Here is a 12,703-nt window from a genome sequence, read left to right on the forward strand (position 1 = left end):
ACTCGGTCGACGGGGGTGAGGCATGGCGTCGACCAGCACTCAGAGCACGACCATCGCGCTGCCGGGCACTGCGGGGCGCCTTGCCGCGGCGTGGCCGGACCTCGTAATTCCAGGGGTGGTCACGCTCTGTATGTGCATGTGGCGGATCGGTGTGCCCTCGTACTGGCGTGACGAGTCGGTCAGCGTGGTCGTCGGGCACAGCGGGCTCGGCGCGATAACGAGATTCATCTCCCGCATCGATGCGGTCCACGGCCTGTACTACCTGCTGATGCACCTGGTGACCGGGCTGGGGACGAGCGAGGTGATCACCCGGACGCCTTCGGCGGTGGCCTCCGCCCTGGCCGCTCTGGGGATCGCCGCCATCGGCAGGCGGCTGTACTCGCCCAAGGCGGGGCTCTACGGCGGCCTGCTGTACGGCCTGCTCCCGATCACCAGCCGGTACGGTCAGGAGGCCCGCCAGTACGCGCTGGTCAGCGCGGGCGCCGTCCTGGCCGCGTACTTCCTGGTCCGAGCGCTGGAGGATTCACGTCCCCAGGTCCGGTGGTACGCCGCATACGCCGGGACGATGGGGTTGCTGGGATGGCTTCATCTCTACGCGCTGTTCCTCCTGCCCGCCCACGCCGTGACCGCCGGCCTGTGGAGGCATCCCCAGTGGCGGCGCCGCCACCGCGCGAGTTGGGGGTTGGCCGCCCTGGCGGCGATTGTCCTGGTGTCACCGCTCGCAGTGGTCGCGCACGGCCAAGAGGCCGCCCAGGTGTCCTGGTTGAAGCGTCCCGGCCCCAGGGCGCTCTACGACCTTGGTCTGTGGGTCACCGGCCACGGACTTGTGCTGCTGCTCGTCCTGGTGGTGGCCGTCGTGGTGGGGACGACGCGGCTGCTCGCCCGCGACCACCGCAATGCCGCCGCGCTGACCGTCCCGTGGATGTGCGTACCGTTCGCCCTGGCGTGGAGTGTGTCGCAGGTCCATCCCGTCTACCACCCTCGCTACATCCTCTACTCCGTCTGCGCCCTGGCGATACTGGGCGGGGTGGCGCTGGACACCGCGACCGTGCGGCTGTCTGCTAACCGACCGTGGCTGGCTACGGCGTCCGCGGTCACCGTCCTGGTCGTCCTGGCGTTGGCGACGCTGCCCGCCCAGCTCGCTGAACGTGGGCCCCGGAGCCGTCCGGACGACCTCCGCTCACTGGCCGCCACCTTGCGGCAGCGCTCGCACCCGGGAGACGCGGTCCTGTACCTGCCCGCAGACCGGCAGGCCTTCGCGACCGCCTATGCCGGCGCCTTCGCCCGGTTGAACACGACGGCCCTGCAAGACCACGAGACGAACTTCCAGCCCGGCTCTTTCCGGTCCGCTCTGGCAACCGAGTCCCGGGTGTGGCTCGTCCAGATACCCCCACACGACCACCAGTACCGCAGCGCCGCGTCTCCACGCGATCTCGCGATCCTCAAGAACGACAAGGGTTTCCGGGCGATCGACTCAAGGTGGTTCGGGAGCATTCAGCTCACCCTGTACGTCCGCCGCACGCCCGGAAGCTGACTTCCGCGTCCGGTGGGGTGAACCAGCTGGAGCAGAACGGGTGAGTCCGCGCTAGCGCAGCTCTTCTTTGACGGCGGATTCCCGATCGTCGTGGCCACGGCAGCCTGAGGAGAGCCATGGCGACGTTCCCGACCGACTCGTGAGAGTTCTGCCGAACACAGTTGGGGTGGGGCAAGATCGGTGCCCCAGATCTGCCCCCAGGAGCTGCACCACACCGCGGGAACCTGTGACCTCTTCGGCCGCCGCCGGGATGCGCGAAGAGGCATGCTCCCGGTGAGGGTATGCCTCTGAGCTGGGGGTTTAGATTCGCCTGCGCTCTTGTTTAGAGGAAAAGGAGCCAGGACCTTTACGCTGTAGACCTTGAGCGCCTCGGCCCGACGGGCCGTCACACCCGCCTCCTCCTCAGCCGGGAGCCTGAACGTTGAGTCTGATGACCTGATCGGCGTAGCTGCGAGGTCGAGAACCACAGGACGGCATGGAGGACCAGCGAGAGTGCTTCAAACTGCATGTCCTTGTGCAGGCGGTCAGCTCTCGCTCTTCTTTATGCGAGCTTCCTTATAGGCGTCGGTCAGCAGCGCAAGAACGTCCTGGTCGATTGGGCTCGTGAGATAGTTGTTCTGCCGGATCTCCCCCGGGAGGCGTTCGTCCAGGTGGGCCAACGTTCGCGGCGCCTCGGTCTGGAAGACCGACCGCTGTGGGCTGACGAACGCGCCGCCGTCGTTCCAGATGGTGACCAGCCCGCGCCCTTGGCCGGGAAGTCGTGGATTGAGCACCCACCGCCCTTTGCCGATGGTGGTGTAGAGGACAGCCAAGTCCTCGGCTTCCAAGTGTCGTGCCCAGTCGAGCAACCGGCGCAGCAACTCCCGGTGCTCCGGTCCGGCTTGGTCGATGCTGTCGGCGAACGCCTGTGCCCCCGGCGCCGGCTTGGCGTCCCGGCGGACCGGTGCCGCTGCCAAGGCCAGCGCCGCCGTGCGCTCAGGCTCGACCAGCTGAGGCACCAATACCCGAGTGCCCTCAACGGTGTACGCGGCCACGGTCACCACGTCGATATCGAGCCGGTCATTGGTGACCGCCTGCAGAAATCCGGTGAGCTCGATCAGGTCCGCCGGAGCGGTGTCCAGCACCACCACGCACCGGAACCGTCCCTCCTCCAACGCCTGCGCCATCTGGGCGTTGAGCGACTCGGCGTCCACCGAGCCGTCGCCGACCCCGGCAACGACCGCCTCGGCAATCGAGGCGTGCCCTCCCCTAGCCAGATGAGGCCGCAGGAGTTGCTCGAACGCATCCACAGAAAGCCCGAACAAGTAGGAGGCGTAGCCGAGCGTCTGAGTGAACACCTGCCTACGGTCGGCATTAGAGGCGAGCTTGACCTCGATCACCACGGGCCGTCCGGTCTCGACCTCGATCGCGATCAGGTCCGCATAACCGTTGCCCAGCTGCACTTCCCGCCCCAGCATCACCAGGGTCGGCTGGCCCGGGAGCGGAAGCATCGCCGCGCCACGCTCGATGCTGTCGTGCAGGACCTGCTCCCGCTCGAACGGCTCAGGTCGCAAAGCCACCAGACCGCCACTGGTTTCATGCCAGATCCCCACCATCGGCGCCTCCGCTCCTCGGACCTCACTATCTCGCAAGCACGTATCGAAACACTGCGTGCGCACCCGAAGGAATGGTCTGCACCCCCAGGATCCATGTCAACTGCCACAGGAAGCAGGACCGGGCAACGTGCACAGGCGGCCCATGGGTGTCTCCGTGCTGGCTCACGGGTTTTAACACGAGTTGGCATCCAGCGACAACGTGCAGCACAAGGAGCGGATCGGACGGGCAGAGTGACACAGACCGGCCCCGAGAGCGCCGCTCTGACGCGAGGGAGCGCTTCACTTGATCACAGGCACCGGCCCGTGGTGCGATCCGATGATTCCGGACCAATCAATGGCGACGCAGGAGGAGCAGGGAGGTATCCGATGGAGGACGTGGCATGTCGTGCCAACGGTGTCCGGGACTGGGACCCGCATGATCGAAGGAGGACGCTCACGCAGAGACGAAGGTGTTAACCGAGCCGCCACCAACTCCCGCAACGCCCGACGCCGATCGGTCAGGGCGCGACCTGTCTCTGACCGTCCTGCCCGAGTTCGCGGATCTCGGTGTATCCCTCACCGCACCACCGATGCAAGCCGCCTCCACGAGCCGCGTTTCGTCGGTATGGTCCCGCCCCGTGCAATGGATTTACGTCCTCGTACTGGTGGGGGCCGCTTCGACTCTGAACGCGGATGCGCCGCATCCGGCACCACGGCCGCGAAGCCGTCGGCCACCTCGCTGCCCAACATCGTGCCCTCCCCGACCGGGCCGCCCACGCTCGGCGATGTGAGGCTCTCACCGTCCCCCGGCACGGATGCCTCGCTCGTCGAGAACCTGAAGTACGACCTTCGAGTCGAGACCATCAAAATGGCCTATGCGATGGGAAAGACGAGCGCGACGTGCAACAAGAAGCATCTCCAGGTCGAGCCGGCCGCCACCGTGAAGTGCACCGTGCCTACGAGGTGTCCACGTCCCCTGGAACGTCCTGATCAAGGGCCAGGGCATAACGCCCGGTCTGGTCGAGTACACCGCTGAGCCGACCCAGCGTGTGATCACTCGTGCAGGGGCCGCCCGCTTCTACTGGGAGAGCAAGGCCTTCGGTCATCAGGTGCGCTGCTCGGCCATGCCTGATGTCGAGCTGGTTCCTCTTCGCCGGCCGACACGCTACCAGTGCGAGACGTCGCCCTTGGTCAAGGACTCTCTCCAGGCAACGGAGGCCGGCCCGCGCTTTTACCAGTTCGGCTAGAGCCGAGCGGCCGCCGTCCGGACGTGGAATCTTGCCCGGTGACTGGCCGACCTGCCGGTCACCGCGCATATACTGGCGCCCGAGAAGATGATTCCGTTTCATCGTCGACCTCGATCGGGAACGTGGAGAAACCATTGATCGAGACGGTATTCCGGACTGTGGACTTTCCTCCGGAAGATCGGTTCGAGCGCTGGCGAGAATGGGTCGGCCGCACGCACTCCCCGGTCGAATTGACGAGCGATCATGCTGCGGACTTCCGCGCACACAAACGCATCTTGCTACTGGGCGAGGTGACCGTGTGGCCGGCGACCGTCCAACCATTGGTGTCCCGCCGGACCGCGAAGATGGTCAGGCGCTCCGATCCCGACACCTACAACCTCACGCTCATCCTCAAGGGGGCGGTCGGGGCGTCCTGGGGCCGCCGCGACGCCGACTACCGCCCGTACGACCTGCACAGCCAGAACTCCTCGCAGCCGTGCACGGTCCGAGTGGGACGGAACGCGCAGGCGGTCGCGTTCGTGGGAGTCGAGATGCCCAAGGACCTGCTGGCGCTGCCGCGCCGGAGCGCCGACCGGGCCGTCGACCGGAGGCTCTCGGGACGGGAGGGGGTCGGGGCGTTGCTGGCCGGCTTCCTCACCCGCCTGTGCAGCGACACCGATGCCTACCTGGCGACCGACGGACCCCGGCTCGGCGCCGTACTGGCCGACCTCGTCTCGGCCCTGCTCGCCCACACCGCCGAGGCCGACCGGGAACTGTCCCCGGACGCTGCCCGGCGGGCACTGGTCCTGAGCATCCGCGCCTTCATCGGCAGGAACCTGCACAATCCCGACCTGACCCCGCGCACCGTCGCGGCAGCGCACCACATCTCCCCCAGCCATCTCTACCGGCTCTTCGAGGACGAGGACCTCACCGTCGGCGCCCTGATCCGCCGGCAGCGGCTGGAGCGCGCCCGCCGGGATCTCGCCGACCCCGCCCAGCGCACCGTTCTCGTCCATGAACTCGCCGCACGCTGGGGTTTCACCCACCACTCGGCCTTCACCCGCGCCTTCCGCGCCGCCTACGGCACCTCACCCAGCGACTACCGCCAGGCGACGTCGCCACCGCGGTAGCCGGACGCGGGGACCCGGTGTCAAGGAATCCCGGAGGCACCGTAAAGGACGAGCCGGGCAGTGCCCCAGCAGACTGGGGAAGTCGCCGGGACGCTAGGCGCGGTCGCGGCGGCGCCCGTACTCAACGTGGACAGGATGAATGGCGAGAATGACTCATCTATCGCTCAAATCCGTATAGACGGCCACATGATGAGCAATATAGATAAAAGAACAAAGGTCGCTGCGGCGATTCTGGCCTCCCTCGCCCTTGTCCTCGCGGGCTGCGGCGATGGTGAAACGCGAAACGGCGGCAGGTCGGCCAAGTCCCCCGCCGGACGGCCGAAGGCCACAGCGTCTCCCGCTGCCGTCTTCGCCGACCCTCCCGTCCGGTTCGACGCCAACCACGTCGTCGAGATTCCGCGCGAGTCCAGGCCGGACCGCTACACGACCGAGTACGGCGCGCTTCCGGTGGTGATCGACGGCCGCACGGCCGTGACGGTCGTCGAGGGCGCGCTGACCGGAGTGGACATCATCACCGGCCGGCAGACGTGGCAGGCGGCACCGAGCAACGAACCGCTGAGCCAGTCGAATTCCACGCGCGCCGTGGTTGTCACGCTTCAGGGCCGGCGGACGGCCCTCGCAGCGTCCATGACGAAGATCCCCGGGCAGGGCACCACGCCTTCGGGCGCGGCGATCGAACTGATCGGGGTGGACCTCGGAAGCGGCAGGACCGTCGTCCACGACACGCTGCCGCTGCCCCGCGGCGAGTCCTCCGCGGGGAACCCGGTCAAGGTGGTCGGAGCGGACCCGACGACCGTGGTGCTGAGCTGGGACGGCGGCACCCTGGTGGCCGACCCGGCGACCCACGAGGTGCGCTGGGTCCGGTACGGCTTCCGCGCACTCGGGCTGGACGGCGGCGTGATCGCGGGGCAGGCCGGGGACCTCCTCCACTACCGGATGCTCGGGCTGCGCGCCGCCGACCAGCGGCAGGCGTGGGCGTCCAAGGAGTACGAGGTACCGTTCTTCCACGCCGACTCGGCGGGGCCGGGCCTGTACTCGCTGTACTCCTCGACAGGAGCCCTCGACGAGAACACCACGGTCTTGTACGACGTCAAGTCCGGGACCCCGCGGAAACACCTGGAACTGGAGCACTCCTGGCACTGCGTCTTCGACGGGGCCCGGACCGTCCTGTGCCAACAGGACGGTCTGGACCTCGTCGCGTTGGACGCCGGCACGCTGGACACCTTGTGGCGCCTGCCGTCCCACGGGCGCCTCTCACCGGCGGTCACCGCGTTCTGGCACGGCGCGGTCTACGGCAAGACCTCCAACGGCCCGGTCGTCCTCGACGCCCGTTCAGGCAAGGACCGCGAGGTCAACCCTGGTGCCGCACCCCGCGCGGTGAGCGGATACGGCGGGCTGGACACAGACCCGGAGGGCGAGTGGAGAGTGTTTCCAACGGCCCGCTAAAAGCTGTCTTGTAATGGTGGAGAAGCACGGCTGGCGTGCTGCCGGTGATCTGCTGCTTCAGGGCTGGGTCAGTTGGCCTGCGCAAGGTTGCGCATGAAGGCGATGCCGCGGGTGGCGTGGTGGATGCCGTCGCGTTTATGGCGGCAGTTGCGCAGGCCGCGGATCCTCGGTTCTCCCGCGAGTTTCCCGCGCGGGGTGTGAAGGGCTCACCTGTGCAGCCGCGCGAAGAAGTCGGCCAGTTCGTCGGTCGCCGCCAGAGGCATGACATGCGCGACATACTGATCTGGTCGCACGAGGACAACGGCACCACCACGGTCGATCGTGCGCGCTTCGAAGATGTCGTCCTCCGGCATCGTGGCGTGGACCCGCTCGAGGTCGGCCAGGGCGAAGGGACCGACCCTCGGCTTGAAGACCTCGGGCACCTGGGAGAGTTCGATCGCGTGGTGGCCTTGCTGGTAGACGACCTCAAGGTCGAACCAGTCGTGGGGACTGACGCCTTTCGGAAGCCCGGTGAACGGCGAGTCGGAGGACGTGGTGAGCCATTCCGCGAGCTCGGCGACTGCGGAGCCGTCACCGCCGGGTGCCGCCTCGTCCGCGAACACGTAGATCCTCCAGCGCCCGTCGGCCGTCGCTTGATGCCCCAGATGCACGGGATTGGTGTCGGCCACGCGTCGTACCCTCGCGGAGGCGAAGCGCTGCCCGATCGGGAAGCCCTTGGCCAGGTCACGGTGCATCGGGCGGCCGACGATCATCGATGGGGCGTATTCCGTCCGGAATCCGGTGCGGAACTCCTCCGTGGACTTGAAGTACTCCGGCAACTCCGCGGCGTCGGCGAACTCGTCGGCCTTCTTGGCCATCATCGACGACCACGCCTTGTCGAAGTCGATCAGGTTCTTCGCGATGACCTTGCGTTCCGCGCCGTACGTGGTGAGCAGCGCCTCCGGCGCTCGTCCGTCCAGGACGTGGCCCAGCTTCCAACCGAGGTTGAATCCGTCCTGCAGGGAGACGTTCATTCCCTGGCCGCCCTTGGCGCTGTGCGTGTGGCAGGCGTCGCCCAGGATGAACACGTGCGGCAGACGATCGCCGGTCTCCGTCGGCGGCACGTCGTCGAACTGATCGGCGAGCCGGTGTCCGACCTCGTAGACGCTGAACCAGGCCACCTTCTTCACGTCCAGCAAGTACGGATGCAGGATCGCGGCGGCCTTCGCTATGACGGCCTCCACCGGCGTACCGCGCACCTTTCCCGCGTCGTCGGCGGGGACCTCACCCAGGTCGACGTACAGGCGGAACAGGAACCCGCCTTCGCGGGGAATGACCATCATGTTGCCGCCGCTGCTCGACTGGATGGTCGACAGCAGTCGGATGTCGGGGAAGTCGGTGTCAGCCAGGATGTCGAGAACGCCCCATGCATGGTTCGCGCTGTGGCCCTCGAACCGGCAGCCGATCGTCTGGCGCACCCTGCTGTGCGCGCCGTCGGCCCCGACGAGGTACTTCGCACGGACCTGGAATTCCTCGCCGGCGGTCTCTCCCACGGAGTGGGTCAGGGTGGCGAGCACCGGGTGCTCGGTTCCGGGGAGGACCTGGTGGCTCACGTACTCCACGCCGAAGTCCGGGCGCATCCTGGTCGGCGAGTTCGCCATGAACTCGGCGAAGTAGTCGAGTACGCGCGCCTGGTTGACGAGGATGTGCGGGAACTCGCTCAGACCTTTGGGGTCGTCGGGCGACCGGCCGGCCCTGGCGATGTGCGTGGGATCGTCCGGGTCCGGCTGCCAGAAGGCGAACTCGGTGACGTGGTGCGCCTCGGCGGCCAGCCGGTCCGCGAAGCCGAACGCTTGGAAGGTCTCCACACTCCGCGCCTGGAGCCCGTCGGCATGACCGGTCTGCAGGCGCCCCGCGCGGCGCTCGATGATACGCGTGCTGATCCGGGGGAACTGTGAGAGCTGGGCCGCAGTGATCATTCCGGCCGGTCCGGTGCCCACGATGAGAACGTCGACCTCGTCGGGGAGGCCGTCGGGACGGTTCGGCCCGACACCGGCGGCAGGCTGAACGCGGGGATCACCCGAGACGTATCCGAAGTGATGGAACTGCACGCCGGTCTCACTCCTGCCCGGTGCCGGGCGCGTGGTCCTCCGCCGGGTTGTCAGGGCGCGCCTGCTCGCACCAGACGTCCCACGCTCGGGCGGCCTGGCCGCTGATGGTCGCGTTCGCCGCCGCCGCTTCGCCGGCCGAGAGGTACCGCGGCTGTCCGAGAGCGAGCGCCGTGGCCTGGGCATGCGCGTTGGCCTCGGTGTAGACCGCCCGGTAGACGGCCTCCTGCAGCGAACCGCCGACGGCGACCGAGCCATGGCCGCGCATCAGCGCGACGGGTGCGTCCCCGAGCGTCCCGGCGAGCGCGGCACCGAGCGACGACGAGGTGATGAGCAGGTCGCTGGCGTCTCCGGCGACGTCGCTGATCTCGAAGACCGGTGTCGTCCGTCCCCCGAGGAACCCGGCCATGTGGAGGACCGGCCGCAATCCGGTGTCGACGACGCTGAACGGCACGACCGAGGGCGAGTGGCTGTGCACGACCGCCATGACGTCCGGGCGGCGGCGGTAGATCTCGGCGTGGATGAAGCGTTCCAGGTAGGGGCGGCGCGGGTCGTCGGTGCGCCCGTCCAGATCGTGCTCGAGCAGGTCGGACGCGGTCACCGACCCCGGAGCCAGGTTCCGTGACAGCCAGAACGTGTCGGCGCGCGGGGCGGTCCGCACACTGACATGCCCGAAGGCGTCGAGGACGCCCTGGCGGACAAGGATGCGGTTCGCGGCGACCAGGTCCGTTGCCTGTGCCGCTGTGAGCGTGGTCATGAGGTCGGTACTCCGGGTGGTTCGTTGCGTGGGGTCATGAGCTGTGCGGTCATGAGCTGAGGAACACCACGCCGGCGCGCTCGGCCATGATGGGCTGGATGAGCTCGCGCACCACCTGCTGGTGGGCAGGGTGGTCACGGAACTCGAGGTAGCCGGCCTCGTCGTCGAACTCGGTCAGCGAGGAGAACTCGAAGTTGTCCGGCCGGATCCGCAGGTCCCTGCCCATCCGCATCGACCGGATGGTGCCGATCTGGTTCCGCAGGGCCAGGAGGCCGTCGGCCATCCGCTGGATCTGCTCGTCCGTGGTGCCCTCGTGGAAACGCAGGGAGATCACGTGGTGGAGCATCATCGACCTCTGCGCGGGATGCTGACCGTCTTGGCCTGTGTGAAGGAGAGGATCTCCTCGAGGCTCTCCTCCTTGCCGAGGCCCGAGGCCTTGACACCGCCGAAGGGCAGTCCGGGGAAGTGACGCGAGGAGTCGTTGATCCACACGTATCCGGCCCGCAGATCCTCGGCGAACCGGTGCGCCCGGTCGACGTCCTGGGTCCACACGCCGGCGGTCAGGCCGTAGCGGACGCCGTTGGCGATCTCGACCGCCTCGTCGTCGGTGTCGAAGGTGAGCACCGAGAGCACCGGACCGAAGATCTCCTCTTGGGCGATCGTCATGGCGGGCGTGACGCCGGAGAACACGGTGGGCGCGATGAACAGGCCTTCGGGCAGGTGAGCGGGGCGGCCACCACCGGTGGCGACGACGGCTCCTTCCTCACGGCCAATGGCGATGTAGCGGCTGACCCGCTCGAAGTGCTCGCGGGAGACGAGTGCGCCCATCTGGGTGGACTCCGAGACCGGCACGCCGACCTCGATCTGCTCGACGAGCTCGACGACGCGCGCCAGCACCCGGTCGGCGATCGACCGGTGCAGCAGGAGCCGCGAGTTCGATCCGCAGGACTCGCCCTGGGTGGCGGTGAAGTTCATGCCGAACACGGCGCCTTGGGCGGCCGCCTCGATGTCGGCGTCCTCCAGCACCACCATGGCGTTCTTGCCGCCGAGCTCCAGGCTCACGTGCTTGACGCCCACCCCGGCGGCGACCCGCTGGATGTCCCGCCCGGTGCGCTCGCTGCCGATGAACGCGATCCGCTCGATCTCCGGGTGGGCGGCGATCGCCACGCCCGGGGCCGGGCCGGCGCCGTTGACGATGTTGACCACGCCGGGAGGCAGCACCTCCGCGATCAGCTCGCCGAGCCGAATCGCCGACAGCGGTGCCTGCGGCGGCGGCTTGAGGATGACGGCGTTGCCCGCCATCAGCGGCGCGCCCAGCTTTCCCGCCCCGAAGAAGATCGGGTGGTTGAACGGGATGATCCGGCCGACGACCCCGTAGGGCTCGGGCCGCGAGTAGTGGAGGCCGGTCCCGGCGCCCGGGAAGGTCTCCCCCTTGATCATCAGCGCCCAGTCGGCGAACATCTCGAGATGGTCTGCCGCCCACAGCGCGTCCTTGCGCATCGCGGTGACCGAGCTGCCGCCGTCGAGGGCGTCGAGGAGGCCGAGTTCGCCGGCATTGGCCCGGATGTGCGCGGCGAGCTCGCGGAGTGCCGAGGCCCGCCCCTGGGGCGAGTAGCGGCGCCAGCTCTCGAAGCCGCGCCGGCCCGACCGTACGGCGGCTTCGACGTCTGCCTCACCGCCGTCGGCGACCTCCGCCGGGGGGAGTTCGGTGGCCGGGTCGAACGTGGTGAAGGTCGCTCCGCTCGCGGCCGGACGCAGCTCGTTGCCGATGAGCAGACCCCAGTCGCGGGAGCGGATCGCCTCGAGCGTCGCCCGGTGCGGCGCGTACTCGTCCGCGTAGGGCGTCGTGGCAGTGGATGACATGGGCTTCCTCGTCACTTCTGGGTGTTCGTCCCGGCCGCGGTGAGCCGCGCGCGCAGCTCACGCCAGCGCTCTGCGCACTGGGCGGACGCGGCGGCGTACTCCTCCGGCAGGTGGTGGTACGGGGACCGGGCCGGGCCCGGCCGGCAGTAGCCGGCGGCGGCGATCCGGGCCTTCTCGATCTGGGTGTTGTAGGAGGCGAAGACCTCCTGGTCGGCGAAGAGGTGCGCCAGCGGCTCGTTGGCCCACGCGATGTCGGCCGCCGCCTTGCCGGCGGCCTCCGCGTCGCCACGCGTCAGCGCCTCCATCAGGGCGATCGAGGGCTCGGGTCCCATCCCCGCGGCGGTGGCCCAACAGGCGGTGGTGGTTTTGGGCGCACGTGCGGCGAAGTCGTGCACGACCATGTCGCTCGGGACGAAGTTCACCTTCTCCCCCGTGGCCTCCAGCATGCGGTCCAGGTGCGGCGCCCGGGACACCTTCGCCGAGGTGACGGTGGGCGCCTCGGCGGACACCCCCTGCCAGAACTCGACGGGGAACGTGTAGCGGAAGGCACGGGCGTTGGCGTAGACCATGAGCGCGAGATCGGGGAACGCCTCGCTCGCCTGGGCGAAGTAGTCCACCGCCATCTCGGTGGTCAGCGGCTGCCACATGGGCAGGCCGAGGAGGGCGCCCGTGGCGCCGGAGCCCGCCACCTTCCGCAGCCGACGGGCCGTGCCGTGGCCGCCCGCACCGGTCGCGCCCACGAACGTGGGCACCCGGCCGGCGACCGCCTCGACGACCGTGTCGACGACGACGTCGAAGTCCTCCTCGCTCAGGGCCGGGCACTCGCCCGTCGTGCCCAGGGCGATGATCCCGGAGACTCCGTCGCGCACGAGCCGGTCGACGACCCGGGCCGTCTCGTCGACATCGACGGTGTTCCGGGCGTCGAGCCGCTCGGCGCCGGGCAGCGCCGGGGTCGGGATGATGCCGTACATGCCGTTGATCTCCGCCGCGGTGATCACGGTCGGGCTCCCTGCCCGGCGGCCGGACGGGCCGTCTGCTGCTTCGTCAACATCGACACTCCTTCTCACACGCCCTACGGCGTGCTTC

The 12,703-nt window shown here is 68.7% G+C and carries 9 protein-coding genes; 3 read left to right on the forward strand and 6 right to left on the reverse strand.

Going from position 1 to position 12,703, the window contains the following annotated elements:
* The first annotated feature begins 136 nt into the window (after window positions 1–136).
* The gene (locus J4557_RS40395) at window positions 137–1,534 is read left to right on the forward strand and encodes a glycosyltransferase family 39 protein (RefSeq protein WP_208272115.1); all 1,398 of its coding nucleotides are present in this window, start codon (window positions 137–139) and stop codon (window positions 1,532–1,534) included.
* 524 nt (window positions 1,535–2,058) lie between these two features.
* Here the strand turns inward: J4557_RS40395 and J4557_RS40400 are convergent.
* Window positions 2,059–3,129, reverse strand: a complete 1,071-nt coding sequence (locus tag J4557_RS40400) for a hypothetical protein (RefSeq protein ID WP_208272116.1) — start codon at window positions 3,127–3,129, stop codon at window positions 2,059–2,061.
* A gap of 1,384 nt (window positions 3,130–4,513) precedes the next feature.
* Between J4557_RS40400 and J4557_RS40405 the strand changes: the two genes are divergently transcribed.
* Both J4557_RS40405 and J4557_RS40410 read left to right on the forward strand, forming a co-directional pair.
* Window positions 4,514–5,464, forward strand: coding sequence for an AraC-like ligand-binding domain-containing protein (locus J4557_RS40405; protein WP_307800492.1), 951 nt, complete (start codon window positions 4,514–4,516; stop codon window positions 5,462–5,464).
* 186 nt (window positions 5,465–5,650) lie between these two features.
* Window positions 5,651–6,910: an outer membrane protein assembly factor BamB family protein gene (locus tag J4557_RS40410; protein ID WP_208272118.1), complete on the forward strand. Its 1,260-nt coding sequence runs from the start codon at window positions 5,651–5,653 to the stop codon at window positions 6,908–6,910.
* A gap of 206 nt (window positions 6,911–7,116) precedes the next feature.
* On the opposite strand, the gene J4557_RS40415 is transcribed toward J4557_RS40410, so the two are convergent.
* From J4557_RS40415 to J4557_RS40435, 5 genes are read right to left on the reverse strand one after another with little or no spacing between them, the layout of a single operon-like run.
* A complete protein-coding gene (locus J4557_RS40415) occupies window positions 7,117–9,000 on the reverse strand; it encodes an FAD-dependent monooxygenase (protein WP_208272119.1) in 1,884 nt (627 codons plus the stop codon).
* Window positions 9,001–9,007: 7 nt separating this feature from the next.
* Complete coding sequence (locus tag J4557_RS40420) at window positions 9,008–9,754, reverse strand: class II aldolase/adducin family protein (protein ID WP_208272120.1); 747 nt, start codon at window positions 9,752–9,754, stop codon at window positions 9,008–9,010.
* Between the two features lie 49 nt (window positions 9,755–9,803).
* Window positions 9,804–10,088 (reverse strand): Dabb family protein, encoded by a 285-nt coding sequence (locus J4557_RS40425; protein WP_171069082.1) that lies wholly within the window; start codon window positions 10,086–10,088, stop codon window positions 9,804–9,806.
* Between the two features lie 11 nt (window positions 10,089–10,099).
* Window positions 10,100–11,617, reverse strand: coding sequence for an aldehyde dehydrogenase family protein (locus tag J4557_RS40430; RefSeq protein WP_208272121.1), 1,518 nt, complete (start codon window positions 11,615–11,617; stop codon window positions 10,100–10,102).
* A gap of 11 nt (window positions 11,618–11,628) precedes the next feature.
* Window positions 11,629–12,615: a dihydrodipicolinate synthase family protein gene (locus J4557_RS40435; protein WP_208272122.1), complete on the reverse strand. Its 987-nt coding sequence runs from the start codon at window positions 12,613–12,615 to the stop codon at window positions 11,629–11,631.
* Between the last annotated feature and the right edge of the window lie 88 nt (window positions 12,616–12,703).

This window comes from Actinomadura nitritigenes (genome assembly GCF_017573545.1).
Taxonomy (GTDB): domain Bacteria; phylum Actinomycetota; class Actinomycetes; order Streptosporangiales; family Streptosporangiaceae; genus Spirillospora; species Spirillospora nitritigenes.